Consider the following 24,334-nt stretch of genomic DNA (forward strand, 5'->3'; position numbering starts at 1 on the left):
TGCTGGAAACCTCACTCGACCGCCGAATTGCTGCGGATGATAAATCCCTTGCGTGACGAATCCTAAAAAAATCGCACACCCAGGCATCTGCCTCTGCCCTGGCCTGAGGAATTACTCGGCCAGATGCAGAAACAACCGCTGCGCCAGTTCCTTGCCGATGGCGCTGCGATAAATGCTCACCACTTCCTTGTTGTCCTTGGCGGCCTTGAGCATCGCGCTGTAACCCATAAGCCGCTGTTCCGGGAGTTTAAGGTGCGCGGCAGTGAAGGCATCCGCCGCCGCGTGCTCAGTGGCGTAGTGAAAATGCGCCCACCACAGGAGGTGGTCGTCCTTGCCGCGGATCGCATACTCCTGCACAAAATCGTTGCGACGGGCCCCCGACATGTTTTTCCTCCCCTCCACCCGGGCGATGTGCACCTCGTGCTGGCGATCCAGATAACTGATGCGACTGGCCGTCGGCGGCTGGCGCTTGATCATCTCGATACGCAGCTGGCGCCCCTGCTCGCGAAACCGCGACTGGCCCGCCTGCAAATCGTCGAGCACCGCCTGCAGCGAACGAGCGCCGTCCTCTCCCGCATCGGGGTCGTCCAGATGGATCTGCAGTTTTTCCACCAGCTCGCCAAGCTTGTCGGCCTTCTGCACCAGGATGTCTTCCATGTCCTCGGGCTCGTTGGCACGGCGTGACTGACGCACTGCGCTGGCAATCTCGGGCTCCACCCGTTCCAGCAGGGCGCGGCTTCGACGCATGAGCTCTGCCAGTGGAACGATGCTGTCGCGATTGACCGGCTTGCGTGGCTGCTCCTCAATCTCGACCCATTCCCCCTCCGCGTGCTGGTGGTACGCGCCGACCACGCGATCGCCGGTGGCCGCCTTGACCTCAACGACTTCACCCAGTGAGGGCTCTTCGCCTTCACGCAGTCGGCCGATCAATGTGCGCTGCCCTCGGGTCTTGATGACTCGCTTGCGAGTCTGCCTGACCCTCGGGACATATTCAGCAGGCGTATCGGCGGGTTCCTCGCTCTCGCGTATCAGGGCCGACAGCCGGTGCTCGGCCCGATCGGAAATCGCCGACAGGTCTTCGAAAAACCGGTGAAAGTGCGTGGGATTGACCACCTCGGGCTCACTCTCAAAGGTGGCCAGGGCGACGATCGAGGCCCGGTCATATTCCCTGAGCGAGCTCTCCAGCACGCTGATCTGTTCAGCGATCGTGTAATCGTGAGGCCTTTCCAGCTCCGCCTGGGAGGTGAGTGCGGCGTGCAGCGAGTCGTCGTCGAGCAGACGCTTGAACCTGACAGCTCTTTGGGTATCGAGGACGCTCTCGGCACTGAAACACAGCTCCAGGGACGACCACATGCGACTGGCGCGCCAATCAATCAGGGAGAACATGCGGTTGTTGTAGAACTCCAGCGCCTCCGTGCGCCAGTAGGCCTCGCCCACCTTTGGCACCTCGCGCAGCCTTTGCCACAGTCCCTCTCTGACCATCGCCCAGTGCACGCCGCTCTCTTGCAGCACCAGGGACTTTTCGAACAACCCCAGATAAAGCCCCACATTCTCCGGCGAAACGGTTCTGGACACCGCGCGCATCCGGGCCAGGTCTTCTTGGGCCACGACGAGCATGTCGCTGAGCAGCACGCCCTCCAGCAAACAGATCCGCCGGGCGATGCCTTGCAGGTCCGTGGCATAGGTTTTGTCCGGGGTGCGGTCGGCAGGACGCAGCGACTGATCGAGCTCGTTTTTGCGATCAATGATCTCCATCACGGCACGGACGTCTGTCTCGATCAGCGCAATGACCTCGTGGTGCTGTTCGAGGGGCGTGGCATCAATGCGGTTGTCGTTCGCCACAATGCGAATGTACAGATCGTTCTGACGCTTCAGCAGCTCGGACTTCTCGGCGTTGACGCGCTTGAGCCGGGCGGCATTTTCCAGGGCCAACTGCCGGGCGCTGCGCTTGGGCCCTCCGCCACGCAGTCGCAGCCCGAGGTCCAGACGCCACACATCACCCTCGCGCATCAGCCATGGCCCGGAGCGTTCAGGGTTGTGGGGATGAACAATCTGCACGTCACCATCATCGATCTGAACCCTGAAGACGGCGTTGTCGACGTGGGCATACCAGGCGCCGTCCTGCTCATACAGACCGTGGGTGCCAGGAGCGTCCGACGGCTGCGGCAGCTCGGGCGTCGGCAGAATTTCGAACGACCGCAGCGCCAGCTTCTGCACCGTAGTCAGGCTCTGATCGGGTCGAGACCAGGTGAAGTCGAGCCGGTTTTCAAGGTTGGCCGGCATGGCAACTGAATCAGGCGCGGGGGCCGGAATGATCGGGGTCGACGGGCTTGAAGCCCTTGAAGGCGTCGACGCCGCTGTGAGCAGATCCGCCAGCATCGGTCGCACAACCCGGGCAGCGCGCTGGCGAGCGGGGACGGCGGCCTCGCCCAGCGAGCTGTGCAACAGCAGCATCGCCACCGTCAGCAGCACGTTGCCCATGGATTCCCTGCGTTCGCTGGCAGTGGCATTGCAGTCTTCAGCCAGGGCTCCCTGGGTTTCGCTCATCAGTTGAACCAGCCACAGCGCGTGGCCGACCGGCCCCGACATGAAAGGCATGAGCGATTCCAGCGCCAGCCAGCCGCCCCGTTTGAGCAGCGCCCAGCGGCTTTCGGCGTTGGAGGTGGACTGCCTGTCCGCCAGCTGGATCAGTGCGGACGCGTTGGCCTTAAACAGCGCAACCAGCGGATCACCGACGACTTCGTCGACCGCCAGCTGTGCAGGCGCCGGCGTCTCCAGGGGCGCGAACTCCGACCCCTGGCCGAAGCGCACGACATGGGGCTGATCAAAGCCGCCATTGGCGTAGATCTGCCGTGCGTGATCGTCCATCCACGTCAGTACGTCGTCCTGAAGTTCGCCCGGCTCGAGAATCGCGGTACGCAGCGCAGCCCAGGACGTGAACTCAGTCAGCGACTGGCGGGAAAACGGCCGGTACAGCAACACCGGTCCTCGGGTCGTATCGCGATCACCGATCACGAACATGTTGGCGACCTCATCCGCCTGGGACCCCGCCGTTGCGTGAAAGGCCAGCGGACGCAGGGTCGTGTTGCGCAGCGCTGGAGGGCGCTGCTGCGGCGGCTGCACGAGGGCGATAACGTGCTGATAGGCGCTGTCGCAGAAATGCCCTTCTCCACGCATTTTCAGCTCCAGCGCCTGCAGAGGCAGTCGAGCGCGAAGCTGGGCAATATAAGCCCCCTGTCGCTTGGCGGACTCAACGGGGTCAGTCACCAACACCCGTTTCAGCAGCGCCGGATAGTGGCGCCCGATGTCCACCTGACACACCAGCAACCGCAGATAATCGCCACTGAACCAGTCCGGCGCCGGCGTGCCGTCCCTGTGCACGACGTGCAGCGCACCGGCCGGCTCGCCGGAAAGGTTTTCCAGCGCAAACTCGGCAAGGCTCATGCGTACGGGCTCGACCAGGCCTGAGGCGACCACTTGACCACCGCTGGGAATGGCAGCGGCGATCACTTTGCGGATAACCACGTCCAGATCGGCGATCAGCAGATCCGCGGCCTCCGGGTGATCGGCGAGCATTTCACGCTGCAGTTGCTGGCTGGCGTAATCCAGCAACGGCGGAAGGTCTTGGTTAAACGTGCCGGGTGCCCCCGACGGAGCGCTCGCCACGGCAATCATTCGACGGCTGAAATCCATTCGGTCGGCAACATTGGCGTTGCGCAACCAGTCCGGAAGCGTCTCGGGGCTTTGCATCCCGGGGACGGCCGGGAGCAAAAAAGGCGTGATGTCGGTGGCAGCGGCCATACGGCGATCGAGATCAGCAAAATCCTCCGCGTCGGCGGCGTCCAGCCGGGCGATCTGCTGCAGTTGTTGGGCCAGTATCGACTGAGCCAGCGCGCAGAACAGATCACCCTCAACCTCGCGCAGCGCCCAGGTCTGGGGATGGTCGACGGACTGAGGAATATCGATGCTGGCTAACAGCTCGGTCAGCGAGCCATGCCTGACCAGGAGGCCCGGCGACTGCCAGGTGAAGAACATCTCCGTGCCGCCCCAGACACCGGTCGCCGCCAGCACGGGCAGCACTGACGCCGGTGACGAGGCGTCCACTGCCTGGGGGATGCAGGCGCGAATGACATCGTCCGGATGGGCCTGGTCCAGACTCACCATGAAATTGCGCTGGGTCTGATCGGAAAAAGAAGCGAGGGGACGCAGGAAATCCCCCTCGTTTTCGGGCAACCCCGGGGTGTCGTCCAGCGCCTTCAGATAACCCTTCTTCAACGCATCGGCGAGGCGTGACCAGAGGGTTTGCCCGTCTGCCGCCGACGCGCCCCAGAATTCCACCGTCGCTCGCTGAAACTGGTCGTTCAGGTCCAGAGCAACTGTATCGACCAGGATATTCAGTTGGTCAAAATCGATTGGCGTCGCAGTCGCGTCCCGGACGGCGGGATCAATGACAAAGGTGTTGGCGCCGGCGCGCCAGCGTGGGGTTTTCCCTGTCAGAAATGCCTGCTGCAGATTTTTGAGCAGGGTTTCCGCGCGCTGAATGCCGTCGGGTCCCGTACGGGTGATGACGGAAATCTCGGGATCGATTTCAAGGTTCGGGAATTGTTGTTGCACTGCGCAATGCAGCTGCTTGATCGCGACGTCATTCAGGGTCGGTCGCCGGGAAGCCGCAGCAATCAGGTCAAATTTCGGGCTCATTTGCCGGTTAACTCGTGCAAGGGATTGAGGATCTCTCAGGGGCCTGTCAGGCACTGAGAGAATTTGCGGGGAGTTAAACCGGGAATGAGCCCATCGATGGGATACATAAATATTGTTTTCGCGTGGGCGCAGCGGGAGGTCCGTGGTCGATGGGCGGGGCGTTCTGATTGCCAACCGCCAGCTTTACACATATCGTTACAAATCTGGGGCGCCCGAGGCCAAGCGCGGGCGCCGCAGCAGAGGACGCATAAATACAACGGATCCCCCCAGCTAGACAGCTTAAGTGAGTAATTCCAGATGGCCTCGAACACGGGCAAAGGCAAGGCGATATTTCGCGTTGTGAGCGGCAACTTCCTTGAAATGTTTGACTTCATGGTCTATGGCTTTTACGCCACGGCCATCGCCAAAACCTTCTTCCCCGCCGACAGTGAATTCGCATCGTTGATGCTGTCGCTGGCGACCTTTGGCGCCGGCTTTCTCATGCGCCCGCTGGGTGCCATTTTCCTCGGGGCCTACATCGACCATCACGGCCGGAAAAAAGGCCTGGTGATTACGCTGGCGATGATGGCCATGGGTACGGTGCTGATTGCCTGCGTGCCGGGTTACGCGACCCTGGGCGTCGCCGCACCGATCCTGGTGTTGATTGGCCGCCTGCTGCAAGGCTTCTCGGCCGGGGTTGAACTGGGCGGCGTCTCGGTTTATCTGGCGGAGATTTCCACGCCGGGCCGCAAGGGCTTTTTCGTCAGCTGGCAGTCGGCTAGCCAACAGGCCGCAGTGGTTTTCGCTGGTCTGCTGGGCGTCGGCCTGAACCACTGGCTGAGCCCGGAAGACATGGGCCAATGGGGCTGGCGCGTGCCGTTCCTGATTGGCTGCCTGATCGTTCCGGCGATCTTCGTGATCCGCCGTTCCCTCGAAGAAACCCCTGAGTTCGAAGCCCGCGCGCAACACCACCGCCCAAGCCTGGGCGAAGTGGTCAAGTCGATCGGTCAGAACTTCGGTCTGGTCATCGCCGGCATGGCGCTGGTGGTCATGACCACCGTGTCGTTTTACCTGATCACCGCCTATACCCCGACGTTCGGCAAAAACGAGCTGCACCTGTCTGATCTGGACAGCTTGCTGGTGACCGTCTGCGTCGGTATCTCGAACTTCATCTGGCTGCCGGTGATGGGTGCGCTGTCAGACCGGATCGGCCGCAAGCCCCTGCTGCTGGCGGCGACCATTCTGGCGATCATCACGGCGTACCCTGCCCTGTCCTGGCTGACCGCCAACCCGAGCTTCGGCAACCTGCTGATGGTCGAGCTGTGGCTGTCCTTCCTGTACGGCTCGTACAACGGCGCGATGGTGGTTTCCCTGACCGAAATCATGCCGGTCGAAGTACGCACCACCGGCTTCTCCCTGGCCTACAGCCTGGCGACTGCGACGTTCGGCGGCTTCACGCCGGCGGCCTGTACTTACCTGATTCACGTGCTGGACAATAAAGCCGCACCGGGCATCTGGCTGAGCGGCGCGGCGGTGCTGGGCCTGATCGCCACGCTGGTGCTGTTCCGCAAGGGTCAGACGCGGATTCAGGGCGTGACAGCGGTCGGCTGATCGCCGAGAGCTATAAGCGGCAAGCTTCAAGCAGCAAGTAAAAACAAAAACGCCCCGAACCAGTCGGGGCGTTTTTTTACTTCGCAGTTCAGCTTGCAGCTTGCGGCTTAGCGCTTGCCGCTGCCTTCAACCTACTTCGGGAAGGCTGGCGGGTTGACCCCGGTCATTTCTTCCATCACGCGGACCACCTGGCAGCTGTAGCCGAATTCGTTGTCGTACCAGACGTACAGCACAACGCGGTTATCCATGGCGATGGTCGCTTCGGCATCCACCACACCGGCGTAACGCGAGCCGACGAAGTCGGTGGAGACGACTTCCAGGGAGTTCACGAAGTCGATCTGTTTGTGCAGATCCGAATACAGCGCAGTGTGGCGCAGGTACTCGTTCATCTCTTCGCGGGTGGTCGCCGTCCCCAGGTTCAGGTTGAGGATGGCCATGGACACGTTTGGCGTTGGAACGCGGATCGCGTTACCGGTCAGCTTGCCAGCCAGCTCGGGCAGGGCCTTGGCTGCAGCGGTGGCCGCACCGGTTTCGGTGATGACCATGTTCAGCGCAGCGCTGCGGCCACGGCGATCGCCCTTGTGGAAGTTGTCGATCAGGTTCTGGTCGTTGGTGTACGAGTGAACCGTTTCGACGTGACCGTTGACGATGCCGAACTTGTCGTTGACCGCCTTGAGCACCGGCACGATGGCGTTGGTGGTGCAGGACGCCGCCGAGATAATCTTGTCATCAGCGGTGATCTGCTGATGGTTGATGCCGTGCACGATGTTCTTCAGTTTGCCCTTGCCCGGCGCGGTCAGAACCACGCGGTCGATGCCCGGGCATTGCAGGTGCTGGCCCAGGCCCTCGGCATCGCGCCACACACCGGTGTTGTCGACCAGCAGCGCGTCCTTGATACCGTACTGGGTGTAATCCACCTCGGCCGGGTTCTTGGCGTAGATCACCTGAATCAGGTTGCCGTTGGCGCAAATGGTGTTGTTGGCTTCATCAATGGTGATGGTGCCGTCGAAAGGACCGTGGACCGAGTCGCGGCGCAGCAGGCTCGCGCGCTTGACCAGATCGTTTTCAGCGCCCTTGCGGACCACGATGGCGCGCAGACGCAGGCCGTCGCCGCCACCGGTTTTTTCGATCAGGATGCGTGCCAGCAGACGACCGATGCGACCGAAGCCGTACAGTACGACGTCAGTGCCCTTGCGCTCACCGGAATTCTGCTGACCGATGACCTCGGCCATTTCTTCGCGGATGAACTCTTCAGGGGTGCGGCCATTGGCCTCGGCCTTGTACTTCACCGCCAGCTTGCCCAGGTCCACCGAAGCGGCGCCCAGCTTGAGCTCGCTCATGGCTTTGACGAGGGGGAACGTCTCGTGTACGGACAACTCGCTGGCGTCGGCCTGGCGGTGACGCGCAAAGCGGTGTGCTTTGAGAATCGCGATGACTGAACGGTTGATCAGGCTGCGGCCATAGATCGAACTCACCACATTATTATTGCGGTAGAGCTGACCGATAAGCGGGATCATCGCCTCGGCGAGGGCTTCACGATCGATCCATTCACCAAGACACTGGTCGGGCTTCTGAGTCACGGGAACCTTCCACATGTAGGGGCTGAAAAAAGGGACTACATTATGCACAGGCCTTTGTTTATGAGCAATCCAGACTTTTCACGACCTGGAGCACTACATAATTCCCGGCGCACAAAACTGACAGCGTCTCTGCGGATTAGTTACACTCCCCGGCTTTGCCGAAACGCCTGGAGCTTTAACTTCCGTGCCCGTTCTGCGCCTTCCGATTCTGCCTGCTGCAGCAGGCAAACAACATTGGGGTAACCTCCCCGGTGCCGCCCTGAGTCTCGCCATCGCCGAGGCTGCCAGCGCCGCGAAACGCTTCACCCTGCTGCTTACCGCAGACAGCCAGAGCGCCGAGCGACTGGAACAGGAACTGAAGTTTTTTGCCCCTGATCTCCCGGTCTTGCATTTCCCCGATTGGGAAACCCTGCCCTACGACCTGTTCTCGCCCCATCAGGACATCATCTCCCAGCGCATCGCCAGCCTGTACCGGCTGCCGGAGCTGGTGCACGGCGTGCTGGTGGTGCCGATCACCACCGCCCTGCACCGTCTGGCGCCGACCAGTTTCCTGCTCGGCAGCAGCCTGGTGCTCGACGTCGGCCAGAAGCTCGACGTCGACGCCATGCGCACCCGCCTTGAAGCCAGCGGCTATCGCTACGTCGACACGGTGTATGAGCACGGCGAGTTCACCGTCCGTGGCGCGCTGATCGACCTGTTCCCGATGGGCAGCAAACTGCCTTACCGCATCGACCTGTTCGATGACGAAATCGAAACACTGCGCACCTTCGAGCCGGAAACCCAGCGCTCCATCGACAAGGTCGATTCGGTGCGTCTGTTGCCGGCGAAGGAATTCCCGCTGCAGAAGGAAGCGGTGACGCGCTTCAAGGCGCGCTTCCGCGAACGCTTCGACGTCGACTTCCGCCGCAGCCCGATCTTCCAGGACTTGAACAGCGGCATCACCCCCGCCGGTATCGAGTACTACATCCCGCTGTTCTTCGAAGAAACCTCCACGCTGTTCGACTACCTGCCCCAGGACACCCAGGTGTTCTCGATGCCGGGGATCGAAGCGGCGGCCGAGACGTTCTGGAAGGACGTGCGCAACCGTTACGAAGAACGCCGTGTCGACCCGGAGCGCCCGTTGCTGCCACCGGCCGAGCTGTTCCTGCCGGTGGACGACTGTTTCGCCCGCCTGAAAAACTGGCCCCGCGTGGTCGCGAGCCAGGACGACGTCGAAAGCGGCGTTGGCCGCGAGCGTTTTCCGGCGCAGGTGCTGCCTGATCTGGCGATCGAAGCCAAGGCAAGTCAACCGCTGGCGGCGCTGTCGAAGTTCCTCGGCGAGTTCCCGGGACGCGTGCTGTTTACCGCTGAATCCGCCGGTCGCCGTGAAGTGTTGCTGGAGCTGCTCGAACGCCTGAAGCTGCGCCCGAAAACCCTGGACAGCTGGCAGGAGTTCGTCGACAGCAAGGAGCGTCTGGCGATCACCATCGGGCCGCTGGACGAAGGCCTGGTGCTGGAGGAGCCGGCGCTGGCGCTGGTGGCAGAAAGCCCGTTGTTCGGTCAGCGGGTCATGCAGCGTCGTCGGCGCGACAAGCGCGCCGACAGCCACGCCAGCGACGCGGTGATCAAAAACCTCGCCGAGCTGCGTGAAGGCGCGCCGGTGGTGCACATCGATCACGGTGTCGGCCGTTATCTCGGGCTGGCAACGCTGGAAGTCGAAAATCAGGTCGCCGAGTTCCTCATGCTGGCCTACGCCGAAGAGGCCAAGCTGTACGTGCCGGTGGCCAACCTGCACCTGATCGCCCGCTACACCGGCAGCGATGACGAGCTCGCGCCTTTGCACCGTCTGGGTTCGGAAGCCTGGCAGAAAGCCAAGCGCAAGGCCGCCGAACAGGTCCGCGACGTGGCCGCCGAGCTGCTCGACATCTATGCCCGCCGCGCGGCTCGCGAGGGGTATGCCTTCGCCGATCCGAAGCTGGACTACGACACCTTCAGCGCCGGCTTCCCGTTCGAAGAAACCCCGGATCAGCAGACCACCATCGAGGCCGTGCGCGCCGACATGCTCGCGCCCAAGCCCATGGACCGTCTGGTCTGCGGTGACGTCGGCTTCGGCAAGACCGAAGTGGCCATGCGCGCGGCGTTCATTGCCGTGCACGGCGGCCGCCAGGTGGCGATTCTGGTGCCCACCACCCTCCTCGCCCAGCAGCACTACAACAGTTTCCGCGACCGTTTCGCTGACTGGCCGGTGACGGTTGAAGTGATGAGCCGCTTCAAGTCGGCGAAAGAGATTAACGCCGCCGTGGCCGATCTGGCCGAGGGCAAGATCGACATCGTCATCGGCACCCACAAGTTGCTCCAGGACGACGTCAAGATCAAAAACCTCGGGCTGGTGATCATCGACGAAGAGCACCGCTTCGGTGTGCGTCAGAAGGAACAGCTCAAGGCCCTGCGCAGTGAGGTCGACATTCTGACCCTCACCGCCACGCCGATCCCGCGGACCCTGAACATGGCCGTGGCCGGCATGCGTGACCTGTCGATCATCGCCACGCCGCCGGCCCGTCGTCTGTCGGTGCGCACCTTCGTGATGGAGCAGAACAAGCCGACCGTGAAAGAGGCGTTGCTGCGTGAGTTGCTGCGCGGCGGTCAGGTGTACTACCTGCACAACGATGTGAAGACCATCGAGAAATGCGCCGCAGACCTGGCCGAACTGGTGCCGGAAGCGCGCATCGGCATCGGCCACGGCCAGATGCACGAACGTGATCTCGAACAGGTGATGAGCGACTTCTACCACAAGCGCTTCAACGTGCTGATCGCCTCGACCATCATCGAGACCGGCATCGACGTGCCGAGCGCCAACACCATCATCATCGAACGTGCCGACAAATTCGGTCTGGCCCAGCTGCATCAGTTGCGCGGCCGGGTCGGGCGCAGTCACCACCAGGCCTACGCCTACCTGCTGACGCCGCCGCGCAAGCAGATCACCCCGGATGCCGAGAAGCGTCTGGAGGCGATCGCCAACACCCAAGACCTCGGCGCAGGCTTCGTGCTCGCCACCAACGACCTGGAAATCCGTGGCGCCGGCGAACTGCTCGGCGACGGCCAGAGCGGGCAGATTCAAGCGGTGGGTTTCACCCTGTACATGGAAATGCTCGAACGCGCGGTGAAGTCGATCCGCAAGGGCGAGCAGCCGAACCTCGACCAGCCGCTGGGTGGCGGTCCCGAGGTCAATCTGCGGGTGCCGGGGCTGATTCCGGAAGCCTATTTGCCGGACGTCCATACGCGCCTGATTCTGTACAAGCGCATCGCCAACGCCGCCGATGAAGAGGGCCTCAAGGACCTGCAGGTCGAGATGATCGACCGCTTCGGTCTGTTGCCGGAACCCACCAAAAACCTGGTGCGGCTGACGTCCCTCAAGCTGAAGGCAGAGCAACTGGGCATCAAGAAGGTCGACGCCGGGCCCCAGGGTGGACGCATCGAGTTCGCGGCCGAGACCCCGGTCGACCCGCTGACGCTGATCAAGCTGATCCAGAGCCAGCCCAAACGCTACAAGTTCGAAGGCGCCACGCTGTTCAAATTCATGGTACCGATGGAGCGCCCCGAAGAACGCTTTGCCACGCTGGAGGCGCTGTTCGAACGCCTGACCCCACCGCCTTCCAAAAAATCGGCTTAAGGATTCACCATGGGTTTGATCCGCTCCTTCACCCTGCTGCTGGTGCTGTTTGCCCCGGCGGCCTTCGCCGATGGCGCCTATCAGGTGGAACTGATCCTGTTCCGCCAGAACGGCGAGCCGGCGGCGACCAATCAACCCGCGCCGGAAACCTGGGCCGAAGGGGCACAGCGGCTGGGCACGGACAGCCAGACGCCGACAGCGCTGGACACCCTGGTGAACAAGCTGGAATCAAGCGACGGCTATAAAGTGCTGCTGCACACCGCCTGGCAACAGGACCTCAGCGCCACGCCGAGCAAGGTGGCGATCAGTGACGGTCAGGAGCAGTTCGGGCACTTCCCCATCGAGGGGACGGTGAGCCTGGGTCTGGCGCGCTTCACTGACATCGACGCGAATTTCTGGGTCAACCAGGTGGACAGTCATGGCGTGTTGGTGACCAGCGAACGCATGCGTCAGGCCACCCGGGTCAGAAACGGAGAACTTACTTACATGGACAACGGAAGCCTCGCCATGCTGATCAAGGTTTCTCCTGTCCAGCCACCCCGCTGACGCAGGCCTAGACGTGGCGTCCAACCTGGAAAAAGCCCTCGCCCTGCCGTGGGAACCCCTGTTCAAAACCCAGTCAGTCGAGCGGGGTCTGGAGTACGCGCGGCAGAAGCGCGTCATGCTCGACCACCTGAGCGGCGATGTCGTGCGCACAGTGTGCCGGGGTTCAAGCCTGGAGAACTACACCCAGACGCTGTTGTTCAAGGACCCGGAGCGCACGCGCAATTTCATCGTCGGCAAATGCACCTGCCCGGTCAGAAACAACTGCAAGCACTGTGCGGCGGCGCTGTTCTTTTTGCAGGCCCCGGAAAACAGCCCCGGGATTCTGGCAGCGGTCGATGGCGAAGCGGTTGCGCGCAGGCCGAACGTCGTCGAGCAAAAACCCAAGTTGCCCGAGCGCCTGGAAAAGAACATCAAGCCCGAGCCGCGGTTGATTCTCGCCAGCTTCGAGTACAGCGCCTACGAGCCGCGCAACGGCAAGATGCAGCGGCACATCCAGCACCGCGCCGCCCTGGCGTTTCGCTATCGCGAATCCTATGTGTCCGGCGTGCCTGCCCCGGGCCGTGGCGGCGACATCCTCTGGCATTTGCCGGACGAGACGCTGCGCATGCGCCGGCATCCGGAGCGTGAAGGCGTGTACCGCAAACAGCTCCAGGAGCTGGGCTTCCGCATCGCCACCCGCCAGAGCAAGGCGCTACCGGACAGTGCTGGCGAAATGTTCGAGCTGCCGAACGACAAAGCCTGGCTGAGCTTCATTCTCGACGAGTTGCCCCGGTTGCGCGCCGAAGGCTGGCAGGTCGAGATGAGCGAAGACTTCGGCTTCGACGTGACCCCGGTGGACGACTGGTATGCCGTGGTCGATGACGAGCCGGAGCGCGACTGGTTCGATCTGGAGCTGGGGATCATCGTCAACGGCGAGCGGCTGAGCCTGCTGCCGATCCTGATCAACCTGCTGCGCACCCACCCGGAATTGATGACCGCCAGCGGTATCGCCAAGCGTCGGGACGACGAGCAGTTGCTGGTTCAGCTCAACCATTTCACTCAGCGTGGGGGCGTGCCGATTCAGGTGGCGCTGCCTTATGGCCGATTGAAACCGGTGCTGGCGACCCTCGGCGATTTCTACTGGCGCGAGGATGGCAACAACGCCATTCGCCTGAATACTGCGGACGCCGCGCGGCTCCGGCAGCTCGATGACTTGCCGCTGGTGTGGCAGGGCGGCGACCGGCTGCGGCAGTTCTCCGAACGACTGGTGAACATCAAGGATGTGCGCGGCGAGGTGCCGGAAGGCCTGAATGCGACGTTGCGGCCTTATCAGCTGGAGGGCCTGAGCTGGATGCAGGCGTTGCGCGAGCTGGAAGTCGGTGGCGTGCTCGCTGATGACATGGGCCTGGGCAAGACCCTGCAAACCCTGGCGCACCTGCTGCTGGAGAAACAGGCCGGGCGTCTCGATCGGCCGGCGCTGGTGGTGATGCCCACCAGCCTGATCCCCAACTGGATGGACGAGGCGAAGCACTTCACGCCGCAACTCAACGTGCTGGCGCTGTTCGGCACCCAGCGCCATCAGGATTTCAAGCGCCTGCAGGATGTCGACCTGATCCTGACCACCTATGCCCTGCTTCCGCGCGACGTTGAAGTGCTCAGCCAGCAACTGTTTCATGTGTTGGTGCTTGATGAAGCGCAGTACATCAAGAATCCCAATAGCAAAGCGGCGCAGGCGGCGCGTGAGTTGAATGCGCGGCAGCGTCTGTGCCTGAGCGGTACGCCGCTGGAAAACCACTTGGGCGAGTTGTGGTCGCTTTTCCATTTCCTGATGCCCGGCTGGCTGGGGGATGCCAAGCAGTTCAACAGCAATTACCGCACGCCGATCGAAAAGCTCGGCAACGAGGAGCGCCTGGAGCACCTCAATGCGCGGATCAAGCCATTCCTGCTGCGCCGGACCAAGGAGCAGGTGGCGACCGAGCTGCCGCCGAAGACCGAGATCGTGCATTGGGTCGAGCTCAATGACACCCAGCGCGATGTGTACGAAACCATGCGTCTGGCGATGGACAAGAAGGTCCGCGACGAGATCACCCGGAAAGGCGTGGGGCGCAGCCAGATCATTATCCTTGAAGCGTTGCTCAAGCTGCGTCAGGTCTGCTGTGACCTGCGGCTGGTCAACAGTGCGCCGGTCAATCCGCGGCAGTCGAGTTCGGGCAAGCTGGACAGCCTGATGGAGATGCTGGAGGAGTTGTTTGCGGAAAACCGCAAGATTCTATTGTTCTCGCAATTTACGTCGATGCTGGAGTTGATTGAGGCGGAGTTGAAGCAGCGCGGGATCGCGTATTCGCTGCTGACCGGGAAGACCAAGGACCGGCGGGTGCCGGTGCAGGATTTCCAGAGCGGCAAGCATTCGATTTTTCTGATCAGTCTGAAGGCGGGGGGCACGGGGCTGAATCTGACGGCGGCCGATACGGTGATTCACTATGATCCGTGGTGGAACCCTGCGGCGGAGAATCAGGCGACGGATCGGGCGTATCGGATTGGTCAGGATAAGCCGGTGTTCGTGTACAAGATGATTGCGCGGGGGACGGTGGAGGAGAAGATTCAGCATTTGCAGCAGGAGAAGGCGGCGCTGGCGGCGGGTGTGCTGGATGGGCGCAAGGCTGGGGACTGGAAGTTGCAGGATGAGGATATTGCGGCGTTGTTTGCGCCGTTGCCGGTGGTGGCCAAAAAGGTGAAGCGCTAAGGCAGCTTATTTTTTGGATCAAGAGCGTCTGCCTGGGGGCAGACTGTTTCGCCTTCGGCGAGTTACTTGGAAAAGCACCCCAAGTAACCAAGGGTGCTTGCTCCTGGTTGGGCCCTTCCTTCGTCAGGGTACCCTCACTCCGACGACGCTCCGTGGGCCCGCGCCGAACGGACATCCATGTCCTGACGGCGCTCTCGCCGCATCCATGCGGCTCGACCCACTCCGCGTCGTCTGCGTTCGGCCTGCACCCAAGTCGCGATTGGCGGTGTCTGAACTTTTTGCGTATGAAGATCAAAAGCGGTTAGTAGGACCGGCATTAGCCGGGAAGCCTTTTGTTTAAAGGGGACTGATTTATTTACAGCGCTTCACCGTAAATTAATCTGTCCCCGCGTCAGCCAATCCCAGCTCACCCCACCGCCCGCACTTCTTCTTCCGCCCATTTCACATAGCACACCACCACCGGCATGTCGTGTTCGGCGCAGAAGTCGATCCAGCGCAGTTGGTTGTCTTGCAGGCGGTCGCCGGGGCCTTTGACTTCGATCATTCGGTAGCGGCGTTGTTCGGGGTAGAACTGGATGAGGTCGGGCATGCCGGTGCGGTTGGCTTTGATGTCTTGCAGCAGGCGGCGGAACCAGCGTTTGAGGTGTTGCGCCGGCAGGCAATGCAGCGCTTGATCCAGCAGTTCGGGGGTCAGCGCGCCCCAGAACACGAAGGGCGATTGCAGGCCGAATTTGCTGAGGTAGGTGTCGCGGATCACTGCTTCGTAACGCTGGTCGTCGAGCTGCGCCAGGCATTCGTCGAACAGGGCTGCGCGGCGTTGGTAAAAGTCCGGGCTGTAGAGGTCACTCGGTGCGCTGTGAAACGGGTGGAAAAAAGCCCCCGGCAGTGGCGCGAAGATCGCCCGCCAACAGAGCAAACCGAACAGCGAATTGACCAGCGCATTCTCGACGTAGTGCACCTCGCTGCCCTCTTCCGCCAGGTGCTGCTGGATCAGCCGTTCGACGCTGTGATCGGGCAGCGGCAGCACGCTCAAATCAAGCCGAGTGACCGTTCGTTTCAACCGTTTCTGCACGCTGCCCTCGCCCAGCTTGCGTTTCAGACGCGGCTGTATGCGCAGCAGGTGTTGGGTTTCTTCGTCGTTTTCAGGCGCCGATTGGGCTTCCAGCAGCAACGTCATCGCGTCGAGAAATTGCTCGCTGCGTTCGAGCACGCGAATCCTGCGCACGCGGGCGCCGGGGTAGCTGGACTGCGCGTAGACGCTGAGCGCCAGCGGCCAGTCCTGTTCGCGTTCGGCCTGCTGACCGATCTTGAACAACAGCTTGGCGCGACGCATGGCCAGCCAGGGGTTGTCGGTCGTGACCGCCAGCGCTTGCGGCGCCAGGTCGGTCAATGCCATGCCGTCGTCCAGCGCCTGTCGGCAGCTGTGCAGGTGCACGCAGGTGTCGATGTCGGCGCGTTGGTTGATGCCACGGGATTCGACGGAAAACTCGACTTTTTCGTACCGATAGATGCCCAGGTCCGCCAGCACGAACTCCGACCACTCCTGATACAGGTTGCCGAAGTACAGCAAGCGAAGCCGGTCGCACAGGGGCATGACCTGGAGGGCGAAGATCACTTCTTCAAACCCGGCAAACCAGTGCTCCAGGCGCTGGGGCGATTCGTAGATCGGCAGCAGGCGCTGCAGCAGGTCGGATTTTTTCTCGGCGCTTTTGACGCCGTGGGCTTTGAAACACTGGCCCAGCTCATCTTTGCGCAGCAGCGCGAACAGAGCGTGAAGGTCCAGATGAGGCTGACCGTCGACCCAGCCGGATTCCAGCAGTGGCGCGGCGGCCAACCGGACATCGCCGATCTCGGCGTAATCCAGCTTGCTGGCGCGGAACAGCGTGCCTTTGCGCATGACCATGCGCACCAGCAAGGCCTGTGCTGGCTGCGGCAGCTGGGCAAAATCGTCGATGAAGCGACGCTCGTCTTCATCGAGCAGGTCGTCGTAGCGCTGGGCGATCCAGTTCAGGACCTGGCGGAAGTTCTCCAGGTAATAAAACGGATTGTCGAGGGGGGAAAGGCTCACGGCGAGGTCACGTAAAGGCTGACGGAAGAGCGTCAGGATACTGGTTATCCGTACAGATTCCAGCCCTGACTGCTGTAGGATGGCGCCCGCCCGATCAACGGCGCGGACCAAAGAGCGCTGCCCACCCGCTACACTCCCTTCACGCATTTTTCAGGAGATCGTCATGGCTTCCGCTGACAAACCCCTCGTTTATCTCGCAGGCTTCGACGTGTTTCGCGCCGACGCCATCGAGCACGGCCGCGCGTTGAAAGCCCTCTGCGCTCGGCACGGTCTTGAGGGTTTGTACCCTTTTGATAACGAAGTGCCTCAGGGGCTGTCGCCTGAAGAGGCCGCCGCGGTCATTTGCAATGCCAATATCGCGATGATCAAAGGCTGCGACGCGGTGCTGGCCAACCTCGACCCGTTTCGCGGCGCCGAGCCGGATTCAGGCACGGCTTTCGAAGTGGGAATGGCCGTTGCGCTGGGCAAACCGGTCTGGGCGTATTTCGCAGCGAATGGCTCGTTGCGCGAGCAAATTGCCCATGACGCGGCAGGCTTCGACGCGCAGGGGTTTCAGGTGGAGGATTTCGGTTTGCCGCGTAATTTGATGCTGGCGTGTACCTGGGCTGGCAGTAGCAAGACGGCCGAAGAAGCGATTGAGGGGTTAACTGCGTATCTAGCTGACTGAACTCAACCCTGTAGGAGTGAGCTTGCTCGCGAAGTGGTGGGTACATCCGCTGAATATCTGGCGGATGTACTGCCGTCTTCGCGAGCAAGCTCGCTCCCACAGATCCTTAGACGGCAGATCCATCTGCGGTGTCGTCACTAAGGTCATGCGATCGCGAACGCCCTCACCTATTCCAGGTTCGACGAACTGATGTCCAGCTTGTCAGCGTCGGCGAACTCGTCCAGATCCAGTTCGCTCAAATCCAGTTCGCCCTCCGGGTCGCGGTCTTCGTCGGAATCGGCGTCGTTGAGGGGCGACTGATCGCCGCCGAAATGCTCGCCATCGTGGGCCAGATAGGCGATGGCGTGGGCGCCCGGCTGGCGGGTCTGTGGCTGGATCTGTACCTGCATCGTTGACGCTCCGGAAGTTGAATGTCTGTGTGCAGGCTAACCCACCCGGCGGGTTAAAAGCACCGGTCAGGACAAACTGAGGAAGGATCCGCCGTCGTCGCGCAGCATCCGCACCATGGCGTGGGCGGCAGGCGACAGATAGCCTTCGCGGCGCAGCATGACGCACAGGGTGCGTTCCATGGTGGTTTGTTCCAGCTGCACCTCGCGCAGGTCCTGCATGTTCTTGCCGAACTCCAGCGTCTCCCGGGCAATGAAACTCAGCAGACTGGTCTGGGCGATCAGTCGGGGCAGCAGGGAAATCGAGTTGGATTCGATTTGCACGTCCGGCAGTGGCAGGTCGTGGCGGGCGAAGGCGTCGTCGACCCAGATGCGCGACGACACCCCGGACGGCGGCAACACCCAGCGATAGCGACACAGGTCGCGCATCTCGAACGGCGCCTTAAAGATCGGGTGATTACGACTGGCGATCACCACCGCTTCGTCGGTCAGGATCGGGTAGAAGGTGAACTCCTCTTCGGCGCCGCGCTGGGCGCAGATGATCATGTCGAGGTGCCCGGAGCGCAGCTGTTCGCGCAGCATATCGTCCTGACCGATCACCAGTTTCAGGGTCACTTGAGGCGAGCGTTTGAGCAACGCATTGGTCAGCTCGGGCAGCAGGTACTCGGCCATGGTCGCCGCACAGCCCAGACGGATATCCCCTACCGCGCCACTGGCGAAATCGCGCACCTCGCGCTGGGTCTGGGCGATGCTTTGCTGCAGCACCTTGCCCCGCGCCTGCAGCAGTTCCCCCACCGGCGTGAGCTTAATTCGGCGGCCGTCGCGCTGGAACAGCTTGGTGCCGAAGGACTCCTCCAGCCGCTGGATGCTTTTGGTCAACGCCGGCTGGCTGCGATTGAGTTTTTCCGCCGCCCGGCCCAGGTGACCGAGCTCGGCGATGGTTTCGAAATAGGTCAGGTCACGCAGGTCCATATATCAACCAAAGTTATCAATTCATGATTATTAGAAAATAGACTTGATCGATTGCGCTGTCGATACTGGGCGTCATTGGAAAACACCTACCAGGAATCGCCAATGCTCTGGAGATCCGCGTTGCCACGCCCCGCCTCGTTCGCCCTCGCCCACCAGCACCCGCTGACCCAATGGTTGCTGCTCATCCTCATGGCCGGTAGCGCCGGCCAACTGTTCAAGTACTTCCACGTCCCCGCCGCGCTGTTTCTTGGGCCGATGCTGGTGGCAATCGGCTTCGGCGTTGCCGGGGCCAGTGTTCGCCTCAACAAGCACGTGTTCCGCCTGGGTCAGGGCACCGTCGGCGTGCTGGTCGCCCACTCCATGACCGTTGGCGTTTTGCTGGCGGCGATGCAGTCGTGGCATGTGATGGTCTTCGCCACCTTGCTCACCGTCGCGTTGAGCGCGGTGGTCGGCATCGCCATGGCGCGCTGGGGCGGCATTCAGAGCAGCACCGCGGCGTGGGGGACTTCACCGGGGGCGGCGTCGGCGATGGTCGCGATGTCCGAGGATTACGGCGCCGACTCCCGGGTGGTCGCCACCATGCAATACGTGCGGGTGGTCTGCGTGGTCATGGTCGGCGCGCTGGTGAGCCGGCTGATCGGCGCCGATGCTGGCGGTTCGGACACCCATAGCACCGACGCGCTGCTGCACGGGATGAACCTGCTCAATCTGGGGCTGAGCCTGCTGGTGATCGGGGTCGGCGTGATGCTCGGCAGTCGGTTGCCGGCCGGGGCGTTACTGGTGCCCTTGCTGCTCGGCGGCGCGTTGCAATTGAGCGGCATGCTGCAGATCACCCTGCCCACCTGGGTGCTGGCGATTGCCTACGGCGCGATCGGCAGTTACATCGGCCTGCGCTTCGACCGCGTGACCATCAGCTATGTCTGGCGGCGGCTGCCCGCGATGATCGCCGGCGCGCTGGTGCTGATCCTGCTCTGCGCCCTGTCAGCCTGGGGCATCGCTGAAATCATGGGCAAGGACTTTCTCTCGGTGTACCTGGCGACCAGCCCCGGCGGCCTTGACGCCATGGCGATCATTGCCATCGACACCCATTCGGACGTCGGCTTCGTGCTGGCGATGCAGACGCTGCGGCTGTTCGCTGTGATTGTGACCGGCGCGTACATCGCCCGGCAGGTGATTCGCGTGTCGCACCGCTTTGCGTGAATCCGCTCGGCCGGGTTCGCGCCCATAGTCTCGCGCACACAGTCTCGCGCGCGCAGTCTGACGGAATCTTCATCGCTCCTGCGACCTCCAACCCTTCACACTCACTGGAGGCGGACGCCATGGCCACGCTGAAAATCGCCACGTTCAACATCAACGGCATCCGCGCGCGTTTGCCCATTCTGTTGCAATGGCTGGAAAAGGAAGCGCCCGACATCGTCTGTCTGCAGGAACTGAAGGCCGCCGACGCAGCCTTTCCCGCCGACGACATCCGCAATGCCGGCTACGGCGTGATCTGGCAGGGCGAGCCGTCGTGGAACGGCGTGGCGATTCTGTCCCGCGACAGTGAGCCGCTGGAGATTCGCCGGGGTTTGCCGGGCAATGAGAAGGACAAGCACAGCCGCTATCTGGAGGCAGCTGTTCAGGGCGTGATCGTCGGCTGCCTGTACCTGCCCAATGGCAACCCGCAGCCGGGACCGAAGTTCGAGTACAAACTGGACTGGTTCGAGCATTTCATCAAACACGCCGACTCGCTGTTCAACAGCGAGCATCCGGTGGTGCTGGCCGGGGACTACAACGTCATCCCCACCGACAACGATATCTACAACACCCGCTCATGGCTGAAGGATGCCTTGCTGCAACCGGAAAGCCGCGCCTGCTTCGAGCGCCTGTTGGACCAGGGCTGGACCGACGCCCTGCGCGCGAAATTCCCGGACGAGCGGATTTACACGTTCTGGGATTATTTCCGCAACCACTGGAAGACCAACTCCGGCCTGCGCATTGACCACCTGCTGTTGAGCAAGGACCTGGCGCCCAAACTTAAAAATGCGGGCGTGGATCGCTGGGTCAGGGACCTGCCCCACGCCAGTGACCATGCACCGACGTGGATCGAGTTGAAGGTTTAAGCGAGATGCACCGTTCCTCAAACAACACATCACCTGTAGGAGTGTTGGCCTTGAGACTGCGCAGGACCCAGCGGACTAGGCCCGGCTCGCCAAGGCCGTCGCCAGGCTCTGCTCCAGCGGCAACACCGGTAGCAGCGTGGCCTGATAGGCGTGGTACAGGTCCGGTTTGCCGGCCCAGATGTCGGCGCTGGGCTGGTTTTGCGAGTTGAGCTCGTGGCGCCAGCTGCCGTTTTCGTAATCGATGAACAGGGTCTCGCTGAATTCCCAGAACGTCCGGTACCAGTCTTCGTATGGCTGCTCGTGGGTCCGTTGCAGCAGTGCGGCTGCGGCGGCGGCCGCTTCGGCGTGGGTCCAGTGCAGGCGATGGCGGACCACCGGGCGGTTTTCCCAGTCGAGGGTGTAGACGATCCCCGGCGCGCCATCGACGTCCCAGCCATAACGGCAGGCGTTTTCGAATAATCCCCGCGCGTCTTCCAGCAGCCAGGCCGGCGTTTCCAGCCCGGCTTTGCGCCGCGCCGCCTCCAGGTGCAGCACCAGCCTCGCCCACTCGAAGGCATGGCCGGGCGTCGTGCCGTAGGGGCGAAAACCGTCGTCGGGCTTGTCGACGTTGTAGTCGAGCATCGGCTGCCACTGCAGGGTGAAATGCTCGATCACTTGATGATTGTTGCCGGCGGCGTGCTGATGGATGACCCGCTCGACGATGCTCAGCGCCCGTTCCAGCCAGCGCGCATCGCCAGTGACGTCGGCCAGGGCGAGAAACGCCTCGGTGCTGTGCATGTTGCTGTTGGCGCCGCGATAGGCTTCTTCGTTGCTCCAGTCGCGGTCGAAGGATTCGCGCATCGCGCCCTCTTCCTCGCTCCAGAAGTGCCCGGTGATCACCTGAATCGCTTGTTCCAGCAGCGCCTGCGCGCCGGGGCGACGGGCAACCACTGCAGAGCTGGCGGCCAGGGCAACGAAGGCGTGCAGGTAGGCGTTCTTGCCGGTGTCGTCGCTGTGTTCCAGAGGCTTGGCGAACCAGCCACCGTGCTCAGCGTCGCGCAACGGCCCGGCCAGTGCGGCGATGCCGTGATCGACCAGCGCGGCGCAACCGGGAATACCGTTGATGTGGGCCATGGCGAAACTGTGGGTCATGCGCGCGGTGTTCATGGTTTCGGCCACGGCATCGGCGGGGAGCCGGCCGAAATCGTCCAGATTGCCGAAGCCCTGGGGCAGCTTCGAGGCCTTGGCAAACGCCAGCAGCCGATTGCCCTCCTGCATCAGCCAGGCCGTGTGACCCGGGGAGCGCAGCCAACTGCTGAAATCGCGATTCACGTCATCCATTGCCCTTCACCTATCTTGTCGGCAGGTTCGGCCCGCCAGGAATTATTAGTCGGGGCGAATCATGCAAGCCGAGGGCAGCGACAGGCAAGTGAATGAGGTGAAAGGCGCGGACTGTGGGACGTTTGTAGGACCGGCTTAAGCCGGGAAGACGTCATTCGCTACACCGAAAAACTGAGAGTGCTCAAACCGGCCCCTTCCCGGCTGAAGCCGGTCCTACTTGCGTGTGCAGCCTGTAGGACCGGCTTTAGGCGGGAAGCCTTTGAGGGCTTTGAACTCCGCAATCAAACCCGAAAGCGCGTCACCACCTGATTCAACTCCGCCGCCAGCCGGGACAGTTCATTGCTCGACGCGCTGATCTGGTTGGCACCGGACGACGATTGCATGGACAGGTCGCGGATGTTGACGATATTGCGGTCCACTTCCCGGGCGACCTGGGCCTGCTCTTCGGCAGCGCTGGCGATGACCAGGTTGCGCTCGGAAATTTCGTTGATCGAGGTGGTGATCCGGTTCAGCGACTCGCCCGCACCCTGGGCCAGCCCCAGTGTTTCTGTGGCGCGGGTGCGGCTCACCGACATCGATTCCAGCGCTTCGGTGGAACCGCTGCGCATGGTGGTGACCATCTTGTCGATTTCCAGGGTCGACTGCTGGGTGCGGTGGGCCAGTGCGCGCACCTCATCGGCGACCACGGCAAACCCGCGTCCGGACTCGCCCGCCCGTGCGGCTTCGATGGCGGCGTTCAGCGCCAGCAGGTTGGTCTGCTCGGCGATGGAACGGATCACGTCCAGCACCTTGCCGATGTCCTTGGACTGCTCGGCCAGGGTCTGCACCAGGTCCGAGGTGTGCTGGACGTTGCCGGACAGGGTCTGGATCGAATTGACCGTGTCAATGACCCGGCTCTGGCCGTCGCGGGCCGCGGTGTTCGATTCGCTCGAGGCCTGGGACGTCGACACCGCGTTGCGCGCGACTTCCTCGACCGCCGAGGTCATCTCGTTCACCGCCGTGGCGGCCTGTTCGATTTCGGCGTTCTGCTGGTGCAGGCCGCGATGGCTGTCTTCGGTCACCGAATTCAGCTCCGTGGCGGCCGACGCCAACTGGCTCGCCGAGTTGCCGATCAGGCTCAGGGTCGAGCGCAGGTTGGTCTGCATCTGCTGCAACGCGCTCTGCAATCGGGTGACTTCGTCATTGCCTTCGACGCGAATGTCGTGGGTCAGATCGCCCTTCGCCACATATTCGGCGGCATCAACCGCTTGCTGCAACGGCCGCACGATGCTGCGGGTCAGCCACACCGCGAGCACCACGGTGGCCAGCGCCGCGATCAGCACGAACACCAGCACCACGTTGCGCGACTTGCCGTATTGCGCTTCGGCGGCCGCACCTTCGAGCTCAACCTGATGGGAGTAGAAATCACCCAGATCGCCCAATTGCGCGCCGGAGTTGTCGACGGCAGTCTTCATGTCCACCAGCAGCAGCTTGTTCAGTGCCTTTAGCTCTCCGCTTTCGGCAAGGGCGAATGACTGGGTCAAACCGCGCTGATACTCAACCAGGGTCGCGCGGAATTTGCCGTACAGCGCCTTCTCCTCCGGCGTGTCGATAAAGGCGTCGAGGCTGGTGAGTTTTTCATCAAGGATTTTCGAACGTGCGTCCATCTGGCCTTTATAAACGCTGACGTTTTTTGGATCGGCGTCGAGGGCGACCCGCAGCGAGATGGTGCGAATGCGCAGCATCGCTTCGCGGATATCGTTGACCAGACGCATGCTCGGCATCCAGTTGCTCTCGACCGCCACCTCGCTCTGTCGAATCGTCGACATCTGGCTCAGGGCGAACCAGCCGAGCAACGCGACCAACAGGGAAATCAGGGTAAACCCAAGGCCGGCGCGGCGGGCGATGGTCAGGTTGCGTAGGCTCATAGCGGGGGCTCGTTGTTGTAGGGGCGGGACGCAAAGTCGTCGTATGACCATGGCTTATCGACATTGCCGCAGGGTTCTTTAGCCGTCGTCCCACTAAGAATCCGAACGCCTGTTCGAGAAAACATCG

General features: G+C 62.3%; 14 protein-coding genes and 1 pseudogene. 7 read left to right on the forward strand and 8 right to left on the reverse strand.

The genetic code is table 11. The features are described 5' to 3' along the window. Positions 1-111: 111 nt before the first annotated feature. Positions 112-4,698, reverse strand: a complete 4,587-nt coding sequence (locus tag M1E04_RS15725) for a dermonecrotic toxin domain-containing protein (protein WP_456291665.1) — start codon at positions 4,696-4,698, stop codon at positions 112-114. Between the two features lie 297 nt (positions 4,699-4,995). Between M1E04_RS15725 and tcuC the strand changes: the two genes are divergently transcribed. Further along, positions 4,996-6,288, forward strand: coding sequence for an MFS transporter (gene tcuC, locus M1E04_RS15730; RefSeq protein ID WP_065989595.1), 1,293 nt, complete (start codon positions 4,996-4,998; stop codon positions 6,286-6,288). 131 nt (positions 6,289-6,419) lie between these two features. Here tcuC and M1E04_RS15735 read toward each other — a convergent pair whose 3' ends face one another. Next, entirely contained in the window at positions 6,420-7,883 is a 1,464-nt protein-coding gene (locus tag M1E04_RS15735) for a glyceraldehyde-3-phosphate dehydrogenase (RefSeq protein WP_065989594.1), read from the reverse strand. A gap of 169 nt (positions 7,884-8,052) precedes the next feature. Between M1E04_RS15735 and mfd the strand changes: the two genes are divergently transcribed. The 3 genes from mfd to M1E04_RS15750 are packed head-to-tail and all read left to right on the forward strand — an operon-like array spanning position 8,053 to position 14,785. Further along, the gene (gene mfd, locus M1E04_RS15740; RefSeq protein WP_456291666.1) at positions 8,053-11,517 is read left to right on the forward strand and encodes a transcription-repair coupling factor; all 3,465 of its coding nucleotides are present in this window, start codon (positions 8,053-8,055) and stop codon (positions 11,515-11,517) included. A gap of 9 nt (positions 11,518-11,526) precedes the next feature. Next, a complete protein-coding gene (locus M1E04_RS15745; RefSeq protein WP_456291667.1) occupies positions 11,527-12,063 on the forward strand; it encodes a CsiV family protein in 537 nt (178 codons plus the stop codon). A gap of 13 nt (positions 12,064-12,076) precedes the next feature. Beyond that, the gene (locus M1E04_RS15750) at positions 12,077-14,785 is read left to right on the forward strand and encodes a DEAD/DEAH box helicase (protein ID WP_369319371.1); all 2,709 of its coding nucleotides are present in this window, start codon (positions 12,077-12,079) and stop codon (positions 14,783-14,785) included. Between the two features lie 406 nt (positions 14,786-15,191). On the opposite strand, the gene M1E04_RS15755 is transcribed toward M1E04_RS15750, so the two are convergent. Beyond that, complete coding sequence (locus M1E04_RS15755) at positions 15,192-16,853, reverse strand: VRR-NUC domain-containing protein (protein ID WP_456291668.1); 1,662 nt, start codon at positions 16,851-16,853, stop codon at positions 15,192-15,194. Positions 16,854-17,016: 163 nt separating this feature from the next. Here M1E04_RS15755 and M1E04_RS15760 point away from each other — a divergent pair, with 163 nt between their 5' ends. Beyond that, positions 17,017-17,520 (forward strand): nucleoside 2-deoxyribosyltransferase, encoded by a 504-nt coding sequence (locus M1E04_RS15760; RefSeq protein ID WP_456291669.1) that lies wholly within the window; start codon positions 17,017-17,019, stop codon positions 17,518-17,520. A gap of 167 nt (positions 17,521-17,687) precedes the next feature. Here the strand turns inward: M1E04_RS15760 and M1E04_RS15765 are convergent, their stop codons facing one another. Continuing rightward, positions 17,688-17,909: a hypothetical protein gene (locus M1E04_RS15765; RefSeq protein WP_065989581.1), complete on the reverse strand. Its 222-nt coding sequence runs from the start codon at positions 17,907-17,909 to the stop codon at positions 17,688-17,690. A gap of 66 nt (positions 17,910-17,975) precedes the next feature. Next, positions 17,976-18,878 carry a LysR family transcriptional regulator gene (locus M1E04_RS15770; protein WP_065989580.1) on the reverse strand — a complete coding sequence of 301 codons (903 nt, stop codon included), beginning with the start codon at positions 18,876-18,878 and terminating at the stop codon, positions 17,976-17,978. Positions 18,879-18,980: 102 nt separating this feature from the next. Here M1E04_RS15770 and M1E04_RS15775 point away from each other — a divergent pair, with 102 nt between their 5' ends. Both M1E04_RS15775 and M1E04_RS15780 read left to right on the forward strand, forming a co-directional pair. After that, entirely contained in the window at positions 18,981-20,078 is a 1,098-nt protein-coding gene (locus tag M1E04_RS15775) for an AbrB family transcriptional regulator (RefSeq protein WP_296314258.1), read from the forward strand. 119 nt (positions 20,079-20,197) lie between these two features. Further along, positions 20,198-20,980 (forward strand): exodeoxyribonuclease III, encoded by a 783-nt coding sequence (locus M1E04_RS15780; RefSeq protein WP_456291670.1) that lies wholly within the window; start codon positions 20,198-20,200, stop codon positions 20,978-20,980. Positions 20,981-21,055: 75 nt separating this feature from the next. Here the strand turns inward: M1E04_RS15780 and M1E04_RS15785 are convergent, their stop codons facing one another. The 3 genes and pseudogenes from M1E04_RS15785 to M1E04_RS15795 all read right to left on the reverse strand — a co-directional run. Next, positions 21,056-22,300, reverse strand: a complete 1,245-nt coding sequence (locus M1E04_RS15785; RefSeq protein ID WP_065989570.1) for a D-mannose isomerase — start codon at positions 22,298-22,300, stop codon at positions 21,056-21,058. A 281-nt stretch (positions 22,301-22,581) separates the two neighbouring features. Then, complete coding sequence (locus M1E04_RS15790; RefSeq protein ID WP_410929565.1) at positions 22,582-23,445, reverse strand: methyl-accepting chemotaxis protein; 864 nt, start codon at positions 23,443-23,445, stop codon at positions 22,582-22,584. 42 nt (positions 23,446-23,487) lie between these two features. Then, positions 23,488-24,258: pseudogene (locus M1E04_RS15795) on the reverse strand (MCP four helix bundle domain-containing protein); the annotation flags it as partial. Positions 24,259-24,334: the final 76 nt, after the last annotated feature.

It is taken from the genome of Pseudomonas sp. AK106, from assembly GCF_053903055.1.

Bases quoted from the DNA above. Each gene is read 5' to 3' on its own strand.
- tcuC (WP_065989595.1), top strand. From the start codon at position 4,996: ATGGCCTCGAACACGGGCAAAGGCAAGGCGATATTTCGCGTTGTGAGC.
- M1E04_RS15745 (WP_456291667.1), top strand. From the start codon at position 11,527: ATGGGTTTGATCCGCTCCTTCACCCTGCTGCTGGTGCTGTTTGCCCCG.
- M1E04_RS15735 (WP_065989594.1), bottom strand. From the start codon at position 7,883: ATGTGGAAGGTTCCCGTGACTCAGAAGCCCGACCAGTGTCTTGGTGAA.
- M1E04_RS15790 (WP_410929565.1), bottom strand. From the start codon at position 23,445: ATGCAGACCAACCTGCGCTCGACCCTGAGCCTGATCGGCAACTCGGCG.
- M1E04_RS15775 (WP_296314258.1), top strand. From the start codon at position 18,981: ATGCTCTGGAGATCCGCGTTGCCACGCCCCGCCTCGTTCGCCCTCGCC.
- M1E04_RS15765 (WP_065989581.1), bottom strand. From the start codon at position 17,909: ATGCAGGTACAGATCCAGCCACAGACCCGCCAGCCGGGCGCCCACGCC.
- M1E04_RS15760 (WP_456291669.1), top strand. From the start codon at position 17,017: ATGGCTTCCGCTGACAAACCCCTCGTTTATCTCGCAGGCTTCGACGTG.
- M1E04_RS15770 (WP_065989580.1), bottom strand. From the start codon at position 18,878: ATGGACCTGCGTGACCTGACCTATTTCGAAACCATCGCCGAGCTCGGT.
- M1E04_RS15725 (WP_456291665.1), bottom strand. From the start codon at position 4,698: ATGAGCCCGAAATTTGACCTGATTGCTGCGGCTTCCCGGCGACCGACC.
- M1E04_RS15780 (WP_456291670.1), top strand. From the start codon at position 20,198: ATGGCCACGCTGAAAATCGCCACGTTCAACATCAACGGCATCCGCGCG.
- M1E04_RS15785 (WP_065989570.1), bottom strand. From the start codon at position 22,300: ATGGATGACGTGAATCGCGATTTCAGCAGTTGGCTGCGCTCCCCGGGT.